12 protein-coding genes are annotated in these 16754 nt (G+C 45.8%); all 12 read left to right on the top strand.

Annotation, left to right across the window (positions count from 1 at the left end; genetic code table 11):
- Positions 1–159 precede the first annotated feature (159 nt).
- Complete coding sequence (locus FRZ54_RS20095) at positions 160–1842, top strand: GMC oxidoreductase (RefSeq protein WP_147033601.1); 1683 nt, start codon at positions 160–162, stop codon at positions 1840–1842.
- 113 nt (positions 1843–1955) lie between these two features.
- A complete protein-coding gene (locus FRZ54_RS20090) occupies positions 1956–3425 on the top strand; it encodes a Gfo/Idh/MocA family protein (RefSeq protein ID WP_147033600.1) in 1470 nt (489 codons plus the stop codon).
- 92 nt (positions 3426–3517) lie between these two features.
- Entirely contained in the window at positions 3518–4090 is a 573-nt protein-coding gene (locus FRZ54_RS20085; protein WP_147033599.1) for a gluconate 2-dehydrogenase subunit 3 family protein, read from the top strand.
- A 123-nt stretch (positions 4091–4213) separates the two neighbouring features.
- Positions 4214–5386 carry a Gfo/Idh/MocA family protein gene (locus FRZ54_RS20080; protein ID WP_228462554.1) on the top strand — a complete coding sequence of 391 codons (1173 nt, stop codon included), beginning with the start codon at positions 4214–4216 and terminating at the stop codon, positions 5384–5386.
- Between the two features lie 74 nt (positions 5387–5460).
- The gene (locus tag FRZ54_RS20075) at positions 5461–6516 is read left to right on the top strand and encodes a sugar phosphate isomerase/epimerase family protein (RefSeq protein WP_147033598.1); all 1056 of its coding nucleotides are present in this window, start codon (positions 5461–5463) and stop codon (positions 6514–6516) included.
- A gap of 35 nt (positions 6517–6551) precedes the next feature.
- Positions 6552–7778 (top strand): MFS transporter, encoded by a 1227-nt coding sequence (locus FRZ54_RS20070; RefSeq protein ID WP_147033597.1) that lies wholly within the window; start codon positions 6552–6554, stop codon positions 7776–7778.
- A gap of 75 nt (positions 7779–7853) precedes the next feature.
- Complete coding sequence (locus tag FRZ54_RS20065) at positions 7854–8306, top strand: c-type cytochrome (RefSeq protein WP_147033596.1); 453 nt, start codon at positions 7854–7856, stop codon at positions 8304–8306.
- A 19-nt stretch (positions 8307–8325) separates the two neighbouring features.
- Positions 8326–9576 (top strand): nucleoside permease, encoded by a 1251-nt coding sequence (locus tag FRZ54_RS20060; protein ID WP_147033595.1) that lies wholly within the window; start codon positions 8326–8328, stop codon positions 9574–9576.
- Between the two features lie 12 nt (positions 9577–9588).
- Positions 9589–10476 carry a hydroxypyruvate isomerase family protein gene (locus tag FRZ54_RS20055; RefSeq protein ID WP_147033594.1) on the top strand — a complete coding sequence of 296 codons (888 nt, stop codon included), beginning with the start codon at positions 9589–9591 and terminating at the stop codon, positions 10474–10476.
- Positions 10477–10596: 120 nt separating this feature from the next.
- A complete protein-coding gene (locus tag FRZ54_RS20050; RefSeq protein WP_147033593.1) occupies positions 10597–11475 on the top strand; it encodes a sugar phosphate isomerase/epimerase family protein in 879 nt (292 codons plus the stop codon).
- 29 nt (positions 11476–11504) lie between these two features.
- Entirely contained in the window at positions 11505–12272 is a 768-nt protein-coding gene (locus tag FRZ54_RS20045) for a 3-keto-disaccharide hydrolase (protein ID WP_147033592.1), read from the top strand.
- Positions 12273–12521: 249 nt separating this feature from the next.
- Entirely contained in the window at positions 12522–16679 is a 4158-nt protein-coding gene (locus FRZ54_RS20040; protein ID WP_228462553.1) for a hybrid sensor histidine kinase/response regulator, read from the top strand.
- Positions 16680–16754: the final 75 nt, after the last annotated feature.

Here is a 16754-nt window from a genome sequence, read left to right as displayed (position 1 = left end):
GGCGATAAAAAGTTATAAAAAATAGCTGTGAAAATGCCCTGGGAATTTGCAGGGGCATTATTGTGTTAAAAAAACACAATGTAATTTAAATAAAAGAGAAATAAATTTTTACATTAGTCGGACTAACCAACATTTAACTAAAACAATCATTTTTTTAACATGTCAACCAACACATACGACGCTATTGTGATCGGCTCTGGAATATCCGGGGGATGGGCAGCAAAGGAGCTTACTGAAAAGGGCCTGAAAACGATCATGCTCGAAAGAGGCAGGGATATCAAACACGTAAAGGATTATGTAAATGCCAATAAAGCACCCTGGGAGTTTGAACACAGGGGAGGCCGTACGGTGCAGATGGAAAAGGATTATCCTGTATTAAAGAGGGATTACCCGCTTAATGAAACCAACCTGGATTACTGGGTGAACGAAAAAGAAAGCCCGTATGTGGAGATCAAAAGATTCGACTGGTTCCGTGGCTATCACGTAGGCGGCCGTTCGTTAATGTGGGGCCGTCAAAGTTATCGCTGGCACGATACCGATTTTGAAGCTAACCTGAAAGATGGCGTAGGTGTCGATTGGCCCATCCGCTACAAGGACCTGGAACCATGGTATACCCATGTTGAAGGATTTGCTGGTATATCAGGCAACCGCGACGGCGTGCCGATCCTTCCCGACGGCAACTTTATGCCGCCAATGGAGATGAACTGTGTAGAGAAAGATATAGCCGCAAGGATAAACGACCATTACAAAAAAGAGGGCAGGCACATGATCATTGGCCGTACCGCTAATATCACCAAGCCGCTGCCGGGCCGTACCAACTGCCAGTATCGTAACAAATGCTGGTTGGGTTGTCCGTTCGGCGCTTACTTCAGTACGCAGTCGTCAACATTACCGGCTGCCATGGCTACTGGCAACTTAACCGTCCGTCCGTGGTCCATCGTTACCAAAATATTATACGATAAAGACACCAAAAAAGCCAAAGGCGTTGAAATACTTGATGCCGAAAACAACCAGACCTACGAGTATTACGCAAAGATCGTTTTCGTTAATGCATCAACGCTAAACTCGGCCTGGGTGCTGATGAATTCGGCAACCGATATCTGGCCCGGCGGTTTGGGCAGCAGCAGCGGCGAATTGGGGCACAACCTAATGGATCACCACCTGGGCGTTGGCGCAGGCGGCAGGGTTGAGGGTTATGATGATAAATACTACTTCGGACGCCGTGCAAACGGTATCTATATACCACGTTACCGCAACCTGAACGGCGAAAAACGCGATTATATCCGTGGCTTTGGCTACCAGGGCGGCGGCGGCCGTGATGAGTGGGGAAGGAGTATTCCTGAACTAACCATTGGCGGTGCATTTAAAGATGCGTTGTCTGAACCGGGCTCATGGTCGTTTGGCATGGGAGGCTTTGGCGAAACTTTGCCATACCACGAGAACCGCGCATATCTTGATAAAGACAAAAAGGATAAATGGGGATTGCCGGTGCTGGCTATCGACGCTGAGGTTAAGGATAACGAGAAGAAAATGCGTATCGATATGGCTAACGACGCTAAAGAAATGCTCGAGGCGACTGGCGTGAAAGATGTTCATACTTTCGTTAGCGAACCTGTATTAGGCCGTGGTATTCACGAAATGGGCACCGCTCGCATGGGTCGTGATCCAAAAACTTCGGTACTGAACGAATGGAACCAGGTATGGGATGCCAAAAACGTATTCGTTACCGATGGTGCCTGCATGGCGTCAACCGCTTGCCAAAACCCGTCGTTAACCTATATGGCTTTGACCGCGCGCGCGGCCAACCATGCGGTTGAGGAGTTGAAGAAGGGGAATGTTTAGTTGTTTGTTAACCGGCGATTAGTTAATTAGTGATTAGCAACAAACCGAACAGTTAAACAAACAATCAATAATTCATTAAATCGATAATTTAATAATTATAAATACATATACCAATGACTGAAAAACCTGAAAATTTACCCCAGGATCCCACAAGGAGGGATTTTATTAAGAAAGGCGCTCTCGCGGCTGCCGGATTTATGATCGTTCCCCGGTTTGTGCTGGGCGGTAAAGGCTATCGCGCACCAAGCGATATGCTAACCGTAGCAAGTGTGGGCTGCGGCGGTAAAGGACAAAGTGATATAGCCATGTTTGCCAGGAGCGGCAAAGCCAATATCGCTTACTTGTGCGATGTCGACGACAAACAAGCTGCCACGACGTTTAAAAATTTCCCGAAGGCTAAGCGCTATAAGGATTGGCGGGAAATGTTTGATAAGGAGTCGAAGAATTTTGATGCTGTTTCGGTTTCAACACCCGACCATACGCATGCTGTAGTAGCCTATAATGCCATGGCTCGTGGTAAACACGTGTATGTTCAGAAACCAATGACGCATGATCTTTGGGAGGCACGCACGCTGACAGCGGCAGCAAAGAAATTTAAGGTAGTTACCCAAATGGGGAACCAGGGCGCTTCCAACGACGGCACACGTTTGATGTCGGAGTGGTATGACGCTGGTTTAATAGGTGATGTTCATACGATATATTGCTGGACCAATCGCCCGGTATGGCCCCAGGGCGTAGCCTGGCCAAAAACAAAAGCTGAGGTGCCTGCAACATTAGACTGGAACCTATGGCTCGGTAATGCGCCGTATAAGGACTTTGTAGATAACTTGGTGCCGTTCAACTGGCGGGGCTGGTGGGATTACGGAACTGGTGCTTTGGGCGATATGGGTTGCCACCTGGTAGAGGCACCGTTCAGAGTGCTTGACCTTGAATACGTAAAAGACGTTCAGGCCAGCGTGGGTTCGGTTTACGTGGGCGAATTTACTAAAGGAGTTTTCCCTGAAAGCTGCCCGCCTTCAAGCCATATTACCATGACTTTCCCCAAAACTGCTAAAACCAAAGGAGACGTTACGTTGCATTGGATGGACGGCGGTATACAGCCCGAGAGGCCGGAAGAGCTTGGGCCTAACGAGCCTTACGGCGGTGAAGAAGGCAACGGCTGCCTGTTTATTGGTACCAAAGGTAAAATGTATTCAAGCACCTATTCTGATGCTGCTCACTTGCTGCCAAGTTCACGTATGCAGGAAGAGGCCGTAAAAGATGCAAAACAACGCTGGGCGCGTGTACCCGGCGGTGCTAACGGTCATTATGCACAATGGGTGGAAGGATGTATTGCCGGCTATGGAAAGACCGAATTAAGCTCTCCGTTTGATAAAGCGGGCCCGCTTACCGAAGCCCTGCTGATGGCAAACCTGGCAGTAAGGGGTCATGACCTGGCTGTAAAAGGAGCAAATGGGCGTAATACTTATCCGGGCCAGGTGAAGCTGCTGTGGGATAATTCCAACATGAAGGTAACCAATTTTGACGAGGTGAATCAATATGTGAAGCGTAACTACCGCGAAGGATTTGCCCTCACCGTTTAATGTCATGCATTTATTTTGATTTTAACTATATTTAATTCGTCAAACCAATTTAAAAATCAATAATTCATTAATTTAGTAAATCAATAACTACAATGAATAGAAGAGATGCCATCGGAAGAGTAGCCCTGATAATGGGCGGTACTATGATAGGTGCTGAATTTTTGCTCTCGGGTTGTAAACCAAACGCTCCAAAGGTAGCTGACCTTTTCAACCAGGATCACGTTGCCTTTATGGACGAAGTGGCCGATACCATTTTACCTGATACTGCCAGCAGCCCAGGCGCGAAAGCCGCAAAAGTGGGCAGCTTTATGGCGGTAATGGTGCGCGATTGTTACGAAACTCCTGACCAGGACATATTCCTGAAAGGTATCACACAGATCGACGACGCCAGCAACAAAAAATTCAGCAAAAAATTTATGGATCTGGACGCTACCCAGCGCACTGCTTTGCTGACCGATCTGGACAAAGAGCAGCAGGAATATTCAAAAAACAAAAAACCGAAAGATCCTAACCACTATTTCAGGATGATGAAAGAGCTTACGCTGCTGGGCTACTTTACGTCGGAAGTTGGCTGCACCAAGGCACTGCGTTACGTTCCGGTACCGGGCCGTTATGATGGCTGTATCCCATACAAAAAAGGCGATAAAGCCTGGGCGCTGTCCTGATCATAAGCGGACCGAATTGATTGGGTTGATTGAGTTAACGGGTTCATCCCGGCCAAACTTGATCAACCCAATTAACTTAATACAAATCAATCTACCTGATAATTACTTAACTAAACAGAACAAATGAGCAAAAGAAAATTGCGCATGGGTATGGTTGGCGGGGGTAAGGATGCCTTTATAGGCGCCATTCACCGTATAGCCGCCAATATGGATGGTCTGATCGAACTGGTTTGCGGTGCACTGAGCATACATAATGATGTTGCAAAGGAAAGCGGAAAAATGCTTTTCCTGCCCGAAGACAGGACCTATTTAAATTTCGAAGAAATGATCCACGCCGAAGCCAAATTACCGGCTGACCAGCGGATGGATTTTGTTACTATAGTTACCCCAAACTTTGCACATTTTGCCCCGGCAATGCTTGCCCTCGAAAACGGCTTTAATGTGGTTATCGAAAAACCGATCACCTTTACACTTGACGAAGCTAAACAATTAAAGAAGAAGCTTGATGAAACAGGTTTGATGCTGCTGCTTACGCATACCTACTCGGGTTATCCGATGGTGAAGGAGGCGCGCGAGATAGTAAAAAGCGGTAAACTGGGTAAAATAAGAAAGATATACGTAGAATATCACCAGGGTTGGCTGAGTAAGCTTTCCGAAAGGGAAGGCAACGCACAGGCGGCCTGGCGCACCGACCCCAGGCGGTCGGGAAAAAGCGGCTGCATGGGCGACATTGGTACACATGCCGCGCATCTTGCCGAGTATATTTCAGGCTTGAAGATCAAACAGATGTGCGCGTCGTTAAATACCGTTGTGGAAGGACGCATGCTGGACGATGACGGTGCGATACTGCTGCGTTTTGAAGAAAACGCCACCGGTGTATTAACTGCTTCACAAGTGGCTGCCGGCGAAGAAAATGCTTTAAAAATTCGTGTTTACGGTGAAAACGGCGGCCTTGAATGGGCACAGCAGGAACCGAACACATTGACGATAAGATGGAGCGACAAGCCCGCCGAGACGCTGCGCGCCGGTTCTAACTATGGCGACAGGGAATCATCCTATGCAACAAGTAACTGCCGTACGCCCGGAGGTCACCCGGAAGGTTACCTCGAGGCTTTCGGCAATCTTTACCGTAATTTCATTTTGGCACTAAGCGCCAAAATGAATGGCGAGGAACCACATAAAGAATGGCTGGATTTCCCTGGTGTCGAAGATGGTATCCGGGGCATGGCCTTTATTGATAATGTTGTGGCTTCGAATCAGTCTGATAAAAAATGGTATGACCACGTGGTTGAGTAATGTGGCGGCGAGAACTTGAGAGTTTTCAGTTAGATGACACAACCCAATAAATGAACCATTGAATTGATAAACCAATGAGAACTATAAAAGGACCTGCCATATTCCTGGCGCAATTTATAGGCGACCAGGAACCATTCAATAACCTGACTTCGATATGCAAGTGGGCAAAAGGGCTTGGTTATAAAGCCGTTCAGTTACCTACTAACGACCTTCGTTTCATCGACGTGCATAAGGCAGCTGAAAGCAAAACCTATGCCGACGAGATAAAGGGCCAGGTGGCGGAGTGTGGCTTGGAGATATCTGAATTATCAACTCACTTGCAGGGGCAATTGGTAGCAGTCAACCCTGTTTACGATGAGCTTTTTGATGCTTTCGCACCCGATCAATACAAAAATAATCCGAAAGAAAGACAAAAATGGGCGGTGCAGCAGGTAAAGGATGCAGCAAAAGCTTCGCAAAATTTGGGGCTGAACGCCAGCGTTACTTTTAGCGGCGCGTTACTTTGGCCTATGGTATATCCCTGGCCGCAGCGCCCGCCGGGAATGGTGGACACCGGTTTTAACGAACTGGCTAAACGCTGGAAACCTATTTTGGATGTTTATGAAGATTGTGGCATCGATCTTTGCTACGAGATACACCCGGGAGAGGATCTGCACGACGGTATCACCTATGAAATGTTCCTTGAAAAGGTGAACAACCACAAACGCGCTTGTTTGCTTTATGATCCGTCACACTTCGTTTTACAGTGTCTTGATTATCTCGAATACATCGACAACTACCATGAGCGCATCAAAATGTTCCATGTAAAGGACGCTGAATTTAACCCGACCGGCAAACAGGGCGTTTATGGCGGCTACCAGAATTGGGTCGACCGTGCCGGACGTTTCCGCTCGCTGGGCGACGGACAAGTTGATTTCAAATCGATATTCAGCAAATTAACAGCTTACGACTACCCGGGATGGGCCGTGTTAGAGTGGGAGTGTGCATTAAAACACCCTGAAGACGGTGCAAGAGAAGGCGCCGAATTCATAAAAAACCACATCATCCGGGTAACCGAAAAAGCATTTGACGATTTTGCCGCATCGGGTGGCGATGAAGGATTTAACCGCAAATTGCTCGGGATAGACTAACTAAAAATGAACCAATTTAACCTAAAATTATAACAATGCAGATCAATCGCACACAACTATTCAGGGCAAGCTGTCTTTCCCTGTTGGTTACATCTCTCTCGTTTGGTATCCGTGCGGGAACCCTGAATGACTTCGGCTCCCTTTTTCAACTGGACAAAACTCAACTCGCAGCCATAACTGCCACAGCTTTTTACGGGTTTCCGATTGCTGTCGTCCTTGGTGGCTTTGTCGTGGATATTATAGGCATGAAACGCTTGCTTGTATTGGCTTTTCTTTTTCACCTCGCCGGCATTCTGTTAACCGTATTTGCTACAGGATACTGGACGTTATATATTTCCACGCTTTTGATAGGCATTGCAAATGGTACTGTAGAAGCCGCGTGCAACCCGTTGGTTACAGCTTTATACTCGGATAACAAAACCACTAAGTTAAATCACTTTCACTTATGGTTTCCGGGAGGCATCGTTATAGGTAGTCTTCTGGTATTCGGAATTAACGCTTTACATTTAACGTGGGACTTAAAATATATTCTCCAGTTTAAAATCGGGCTGATGCTGATCCCCACCGTTATATATGGCTACCTGTTTTCCAAACTCAATTTCCCTGTTACTGAGCGCGTCGCTTCAGGTGTTTCTACAGGGGGTATGTATAAGGCGCTATTGAACCCGCTTTTTATATTTATGTTTATATGCATGTTTGGTACTGCTATTACGGAGTTATTTACCGGGCAGTGGATCGACGTTTTGCTGAAAAATGTATCGGATAATGCTATTTTATTACTGACTTTAGAAACAGGCGTCATGGTACTTGGCCGAGGACTGGCTAAACCCGTTTTAAAAATGTTTCCGCCCGAGGTTGTATTGTTAATATCAACCATCCTGGCGTCCATTGGTATTTATATGCTTAGCACGGTCAGTGGTCCCGCGCTATATGCTGCAGCCATCATATTTGGCATGGGTGTATGTTATTTCTGGCCTACCATGCTTGGCTTTGTAAATCAAAACATGCCAAAAACAGGCGCTATCGGCTTAAACCTGATGGGTGGCGCAGGCATGTTTGCTGTGTCATTATACACCATTGTGATGGGGCATTATTACGATGACATTGTAAAAGCTGCTAATGGCAATAATCTCACTGCCGGTCCGAAGATATTGCAGGCAACATTGGTCATTCCATTAGTGCTTATCGTAGCATTCGGAGGCCTTGTGCTTTATATGCGGGCAAAAAATAAATCAAAACCTTTACAGCAGGTAGCTGTATAAAATATTGCCGGATTGTTTAAATTGCAGGCTGAACAAACAAATAAAAATCACAACACAACAACTTTCTATTTGATTATGAAAAAAGTATTTATCGTTCTTGGCCTGAGTTTGGTAGTAGCCGCATGCGGCGGCAATAAATCCGGTGGCGATTCGTCTGCCGACAGTACATCTGCTGCCAATCAAACCGCTGCTACGGCAGAATCGAGTGCTGCGCAGGACACTGCTGCAAGCCACGATGGAACAGACAAAGCGGGGGGTACGCCTGCCGCGCCCGGAGCCCAATTGATTGCCAAATCGGACTGTAGTACCTGCCATAAGGAACAGCAAAAGATCGTAGGTCCTGCTTTTGCCGATGTTGCTGAAAAATATAAAGGTAAAGGCGACGCCATAGTTGATACACTCGCAAATAAGATCATCAAAGGCGGCAGTGGTAACTGGGGTACCACACCGATGGTTGGACACCCTTCTATATCGATGGATGATGCCCGCACGATAGCTAAATATATTTTATCTGTAAAAAAACAGTAGTACGACTTAAAACCGATCCATGACGCCAGCCATCCGAATCAAACTATCCACAATGATGTTTCTCGAATTTTTCATTTGGGGAGCGTGGTTTGTGACGATGGGGACATACCTGATACACAATCTGCACGCAACAGGCGAGCAAAATGGGACAGCATATGCCACACAGGCATTCGGTGCTATCATTGCCCCTTTTGTTATCGGGCTTATTGCCGATAAATATTTTTCGGCACAGAAAATACTTGGGGTACTGCATCTTATCGGGGCGGGGTTACTATACTACGAATCTACCGCTCCCGATTTTGCGACTTTCTTCCCGGGTATTTTGGCGTACATGATCATCTACATGCCTACGCTTGCGTTGGTTAATTCGGTTTCATTTAAACAAATGAAAGATCCCAGTAAGGATTTTCCTTTGGTTAGGGTTTTTGGTACGCTGGGATGGATGGTGGCAGGCTTTGCCATAGGCTGGCTTAATTGGGAACAAACCGGTTCATTGGCATTGACATTTAAAATGGCAGGGGGAGCGTCACTTATATTGGGCTTGTTAAGTTTCACACTGCCGGATACGCCACCCGGAAAGAAGGGTCAAAAGACTTCTATTGGAGATATTATGGGGCTCGATTCTATCGGCCTTCTGAAAAAAAGATCGTATTTGGTATTCTTTCTGGCTTCAGTGGCAATTTGTATTCCGCTGGCATTTTATTACAATTTTACCAATCCGTTTTTAAACGAAGTAGGCATGAAACGCGCAGCTGCGGTACAGGGCCTGGGCCAGTTTTCGGAATTATTTTTCATGGCGGCGATGCCTTTCTTTTTTGTAAGACTCGGCGTAAAAAAAATGCTGGCATTAGGCATGTTGGCATGGGCACTGCGATACGTTTGTTTTGCCTACGGTGATGCAGGGGCTAACTACTGGATGCTTATTGTAGGAATTGTATTACATGGCATTTGCTACGATTTCTTCTTCGTCACGGGTCAAATATATACAGACAGATTTGCAGGCGAACGTTTCAAAAGCGCGGCACAGGGATTTATTACTTTAGCTACCTACGGTTTAGGTATGATGATAGGTTATTATATGTCGGGGCCAATAGTCGATCACTGGAAAACATCCGCAACCACACATAACTGGACAACCATTTGGCTCATACCAGGCGGAATTGCCGTCGTAGTAATGATTTTCTTCCTGTTATTTTTTACCGATAAAAAACACACCGAGGAACAACCCGGGCTGGATATTGAAGAGCCGTCGCCGGGTGTTGAAATATAAAACCAATTAACCATGGGTAACCACGACCGTAGATCGGCCATCAAAAACATGCTTGCAGGTACTGCAGCTATCACCGCATCAGGAATGCTATCATCATTTACCACAAGCGACAAGGGCGACGATAAATTTGCGCCACTTAAAGGAAATATCAACCATTCGGTAAGCCCCTGGTGCTACAGCGAACTGACGCTCGACCAGCTTTGCGAAACCTCGAAGGGGTTAGGCATTACCGGTATAGACCTTTGCGGGCCAAAAGACTGGCCGACATTGCAAAAGCATGGCATGTATTCGCCTATGTGTAATGGCGCTGAGATAAACCTGACTGACGGTTTCGGTGATACGGAGTTTCATGCAACTTTGCAGAAGAACTATACAGATATGATCCCGCTTGTCGAGAAAAATGGCTATAAAAATCTGATTTGCTTTAGCGGGAGCCGCAGGGGGAAAGACAACGAGACAGGCTGGAATAACTGCGTCAAAGGCCTGAAGCCATTGGTGGCTTTGGCCGAGAAACACAATGTGGTTTTATGCATGGAATTGCTGAACAGCAAAATTGACCATAAGGATTACCAGTGTAATAATGTTGAATGGGGTGTTGAACTTTGTAAAAGGCTCAACTCCAATAATTTTAAATTGCTGTTCGATATTTATCACATGCAGATAATGGAAGGCGACATCATCAGGAATATTACCGACTATCATCAATACATTGCGCACTTTCATACCGGCGGCATACCCGGCAGGCACGAGATCGATGATACGCAGGAATTGTATTACCCGGCGGTAATGAAAGCCATCGTTGCGACCGGCTTTAAAGGATATGTAGGCCAGGAATTTGTGCCTAAAAGGCCCGATAAAATAGCCTCGTTAAGACAGGCCATACAGCTTTGTGACGTATAGCGTTAATCCATCAGGTAAAATAAACGTCTATAAATGTAGGGGGCAAGGCGGACGGTATCAGTCAGACAGCGGCAGCAGTGCTCTTCAATCGAAAAACTAACTAATACTAAATAAATCTACATGACTAACAGAAGGACATTTTTGGCGCAAGCCGGACTGGCATCAGCGGCTATTATGCTGGCGCCCGGATTATTGAGGGCAGCGGGTAAACACTACCCTGGCCTTCAGTTATATACGCTTCGCGATCAGTTACCGAAAGATGTAAAAGGAGTAATAGCCAAAGTAGCCAAAGCTGGTTACAAGGAAGTGGAAACTTTCGGCTATGATATGAAAACAGGCTATTGGGGTCTGCATACCGCCGATTTTGGTAAACTATTAAAAGATAATGGACTGACCACACCGAGCGGTCACTATGGTATAGACTCATTTTTTGGGAAAGGCGATACTGACGAATTAAAAAGATATATCGAAGTTGCCAAAACACTCGGACAAACCTATGTGGTTATCCCGTCGCTCAACGGCGAATTCATCAAAACCGTGGACGAATGCAAGGCTGTGGCGGAAAAAATGAATAAGGCTGCCGATATCTGCAAAGCGTCTGGCTTAAAGCTGGGCTATCACAATCATAACTTCGAGTGGAAACCACTTGGCGGCGGGGCAACTTTTTATGATACCATACTTGCGGAGACCGATCCAAAATTGGTTCACATGGAGATGGATATATTCTGGGTGGTACGCGCCGGCCAGGACCCGATAAAAATATTGAAGAAACACTCCGGACGCTATGCGCTGGTACATGTGAAGGACCGGGATAAGACCAAAACCGATCTGAACACCGAAATAGGTAAGGGAAGTATCGACTTTAAAGCGATCATTCCTGCAGCTCGCGCCGCCGGAGTAACACATTTTATAATGGAGCAGGAGAACTTTACCAATATCGACCCTTATGTAAGCATTACGGAGAGTTGCAATTACATGAAAAATACCCTGCATGTGTAAAATATTTTTTAACCAATTAAATTATCAAAATGAAATACAAGCTTATTTTAACCGCGATGATGGCAGGCAGTTTTTTTATGGCCAAAGCACAGGAGAAGGCAAAACCGGAAGACACTGAAATTTGGGAACCTGTACCTAAAGTAGTGACACCGGGTGAACATTTGGGCGATGCGCCTTCTGACGCCATTATTTTATTCGACGGCAAAAACCTGGATGAGTGGGTGCAAAACAGCGACGGCTCGCCCGCAAAATGGGATGTTGCCGACGGAATATTGACCGTTAACAAAAACTACGGTAATATTGAAACCAAAAAGAAATTTACCAATTACCAGTTGCATATAGAATGGCGCGAACCTGATGGACTTGAGGGTACAGGGCAGGGCAGGGGCAACAGCGGTATTTTCCTGGCCTCGATAGGTAAAGGGGATGCCGGTTATGAATTACAGGTACTCGACCCATACAATAATAAAACCTATGTGAACGGTATGGCCGGCAGCTTATACAAACAAGCTATTCCATTGGCCAATCCTGGTCGTAAAAATGGCGAATGGCAGGTATATGATGTGATCTGGACAGCGCCGGTTTTTAATACAGATGGTTCACTAAAATCTGCCGCTTATGCTACGGTATTTTTTAACGGTGTACTGGTAGAAAATCACTTTGAGCTGAAGGGCCCGACCCTGTACATCGGCAAGCCAGAATATAAGGCACATGGCCCTTCGCCAATAAAATTGCAGGCTCATGGCGATAAAAGCAAGCCGCTGAGCTTTCGCAATATTTGGGTTCGGGAACTCTAAAACTAAACCAAAAGAATATTTTTTGAGCAGGCTTTCCTATTTAGGAAAGCCTGCTTTGTTTTCTTATTCGTTAAAATTGCATAACCTACAGCTTAATTATTTATTAACATTCCTAACCTTTGTGCCGCTTTTTCGTAAAAACATCCAATTTATATAAGCCTGAATATAAACCCCCGGAAGGGTGGCGAATGGATTTTTGAAGTTGATTAGATGTACGATAGCCACGTTATAATACGCATTACCCGCAGGTTGATTTTTCTGCTCCTGCTGACAATCCCTTTTTTGTGTTTTTCGCAGAACCAAAGCCTCAAATTCGAGCATTTTGGCACCCGCGAAGGTCTGACACAGATCAATGTGAACTGTATTATCCAGGATAGCCGCGGCTTTATGTGGATAGGCAGCCGCAATGGATTGAACAGGTACGATGGCTATAAATTCATTACGTTCCGCAACGATTCGCAGGACCCGGGCAGCCTCAGTAACAATATGATCACGGACATGGCCGAGGACCGCGACGGCAATATTTGGATCGCTACGCAAAACGGTCTGAATATGTACGAAAGAAATACTGGTAAATTTATCCGTTATGCGCACGACGAACACAATAAAGCAAGCCTTTCGAACAATATTTTAAGCAGGCTTGCCTTCGATATCGATGGTAGCTTGTGGATAGCCACACAGACAGGCGGGCTTGAACATTTTGATACAAAAAAGAAAATATTCAGTCACCATTTGCATTCCGATGCCGACCCAGGCAGTATCGGTGATAATACCGTTCGCACGGTGTTCCGCGATTCGGAAAATAATATATGGGTTGGTACTGCCCGTGCCGGCTTGGCGGTTTATAACAGGAAGACGAACGGCTTCAGGAATTTTCCATACACCGATCCGGTAAAACATACGGTAGAGGGCAACAATGTTATTAGTATACTTGATAATAATAAAGATCAATTATGGGTTGGTACGCAAGAGGACGGCCTTTTCCTGTTCGATAAAAAAGAGAAGACCTTTAAACGATATACGCACGAAGACGGTGCATCCGGCAGTATTTCAAGCAATACCATCTACAGCATGAGCAAAGATGGCTCGGGTAAATTATGGATCGGTACGGAAAATGGCGGCCTGTCTATACTCGATCCAAAAAGTAATAAATTTTATACCTACCACCACGACGAGGTTGACAACAACAGCATCAACGGCAATTCGATATACGGTATATGCAGAGATAGGTTGGGAAACATGTGGCTCGGCGCTTTTAGCGGCGGTGTCAACCTTTTCAAAAAAACGACAGCAAGTTTTTCACTATATAAACATAATGCTTCCCCTACCAGTTTGTCGAATGACTATGTGCTGGCTCTTTACCAGGATAGGGAAAAAAATATATGGGTTGGAACGGATGGCGGCGGTATCAGCAAATTCGATCCGGAGACAGGCACCTTTATCAACTACAAACAAAAAGCCGGTGGTTTGTCGGGTAATTACGACCTGGTAATAAACGAGGATACGGATGGCAAACTATGGATAGGTACATGGGGCGACGGCATTACTGTAATGGACCCCAAAACAAAGGAATGTTCCTATTTAAATAAGGATGCTAAGGGCCCCAGTAAGTTAAGCGGCAACAACGTTTACAATCTTTTGCAAACAAGGGACGGCAAAATTTGGATCAGCGTATTCGGCGCCGGGCTCAATTGTTATGATAAAGCAGCCAATACCATCAGGTACTACAACTACAATGCGCAGGATCCCAAAAGTATAGCCAGCGACTATATTTATTCGCTTCTCGAAGATAAAAAGGGGAACCTCTGGATAGGAACGTCCGACGGCGGCCTCGACCTGATGGACCGTAAAACAGGCACCTTTACTCATTTTAAGCACAACGAGAGTCGCAATAGTATTAGTAACAACGGTATTACCGATATATTTGAAGATAGCAGGGGTAAGCTTTGGCTTTGTACACTTTCGGGCTTGGATGAATTTGATCCCGCGACTAAACACTTTACCATATTCAATAAGAAAAATGGCTTGCCAAGCGACATCATGTATGCTGCGAGAGAGGACGATTATGGTAAGTTGTGGGTAAGTACAAATACCGGTCTTTCAATGTATGACCCTATCAATGGGAAATTTAAAAATTATACGACAGAAGATGGCGTGCAGGGGGACGAGTTTAAACCACACTCGGCACTAAAGACCTCCGACGGTAAGATGTATTTTGGAGGAATCAATGGTTTCAATACATTTTATCCCGACCAGATACTGAGTCCCATTGCGTTTTCTCCGGTAGTTGTAACGGCAATACAGATATCCAATAAACCATTGGCAATAGCAAAGAACAGCAGCGACCCGTCGCCGTTGAAAAAGGATATTGCCGATACAAGGACGATCAAATTATCTTACAAGCAGTCTTTTGTTACGCTCGAGTACGCCTCGCTTGATTTTGGTTCGCCAGACAAAAAAGAATACGCTTACAAACTCGAAAATTTTGATGCCGACTGGAATAATGTAGGCAGCAGGAATACTGCTTCGTACACCAATTTGCCTGACGGGACTTACATCTTCAAAGTAAAATACCGCAACAGCGCAGGTTTATGGTCGCCTGTGTCAGAACCATTGCAGATTACTATTGTTCCGCCATTTTGGTTGACCTGGTGGTTTAAAACGTTGGGTGCATTTGCTGTTGTGGGTTTGATCTACGGCATTTTTAGAATACGAATGAAGGCCATCAGATCACAAAAATTAACACTCGAAAAGCAGGTAAAAGAACGGACGGAACTGTTGGCGCAAATGACCATTGATGAGCGCCGTTCGCGTAAGGAAGCTGAAAAGGCACGCGAGGAAGCCGAACACGCCAACAGGGCTAAAAGTATATTCCTGGCAACCATGAGCCACGAGATCCGCACGCCAATGAATGGTGTGATCGGTATGGCCACATTGCTGTCGAGTACTGAATTAACCCAGGAACAGGAAGATTATACAGAAACGATCAAGAATTGCGGCGATGCGCTGTTAACAGTTATCAACGATATACTCGATTTTTCGAAGATCGAATCCGGCAACATGGAGCTGGATGAGCAGGATTTCGACCTGCGCGACTGTGTTGAAGGTGTGCTGGACGTATTTGCAACCAGCGCCACAAAGCAAAATCTCGACCTGGTCTACCAGATAGGGCATGATGTACCTACACAAATTGTCAGCGATAATTTGAGGTTGCGCCAGGTTTTGATCAACCTGGTGGGTAACGCCGTGAAATTTACAAGCAAAGGTGAGATATTTATCAGCGTAAACGCTGTTAGTAATAAAAGCGGCAACCTGGAGCTCCAGTTTAGCGTTCGTGATACCGGCATTGGTATTCCTGCCGATAAATTGGACAAGTTATTCAAGGCATTTTCCCAGGTTGATTCAAGCACTACACGCAAATACGGCGGTACCGGCCTGGGACTGGCTATCAGCGAAAAACTTGTTGCGTTAATGGGCGGCGTCATCGATGTGGAAAGCACGCCGGGACACGGTACAACTTTTACTTTTAACATTAAGGCTAAAGTTGGTTCAAAATCTGCCCGTAATTATGTTCATCTTAACACATCTGACATTGAAAATAAGAACATTCTGGTAGTTGACGATAATTATACAAACCGGGAAATTCTTGCGGCACAGCTTACGCAATGGAAGTTTATTCCATTGATGGCCGAATCGGGCTGGCAGGCACTCGAAATGCTGGCTGCTCACAAGATAGACCTGATCATATCCGATATGAATATGCCCGAGATGGATGGTGTTGCTTTAGCAAAAAGCGTTCGCAAAGTTAGTCCCGAAATGCGTATCATCCTGCTTAGTTCGGTGGGTAATGAACAAAGCCGTGCAGAGTCGCACCTGTTTAATGTCATCCTCAGTAAGCCAGCCAAACATCATGTGCTCTACAAGCATATTATCGACCAGCTGAAGAACAATCATAATTTATCCAAAGAGCCCCACCCGGTTAAAACTCAGTTCTCGCTCGATTTTGCCCGGCAGTACCCTTTGGACATTCTGATCGCCGAAGATAATTACGTGAACCAAAAACTGGCTGTACACATACTTGAAAAGATGGGCTATAAACCCGATGTAGCTTCGAACGGGCATGAAGTATTGAATGCCTTCACCAAAAAACGCTATGACCTGGTTTTGATGGATGTACAAATGCCGGAAATGGACGGGCTTGAAGCAACGCAATTTATCCGCACACACATGAGCGAGCAGCCGGTGATAATTGCCATGACCGCTAACGCCATGGCCGAAGACAGGGAGATATGCCTTAAAGCCGGTATGGACGACTACCTGAGCAAGCCGATGAAATTGTCGGAAGTGATCGCCGCACTCGAAAAGTGGAGTACACAGGCACAGTCGCGCACAAAAATTTCAAATTAAACAGGCTGCCAATCAGCGGCATAATGACTTTATTCCCGGGTGTTCGCCCGGAATAACAGGATGCTCTTTTATCAG

Source organism: Mucilaginibacter ginsenosidivorans, assembly GCF_007971025.1.
GTDB lineage: Bacteria > Bacteroidota > Bacteroidia > Sphingobacteriales > Sphingobacteriaceae > Mucilaginibacter > Mucilaginibacter ginsenosidivorans.
The sequence above is the reverse complement of the archived record's forward strand: the minus strand, read 5'-3'. Positions and strand labels throughout refer to the sequence as shown.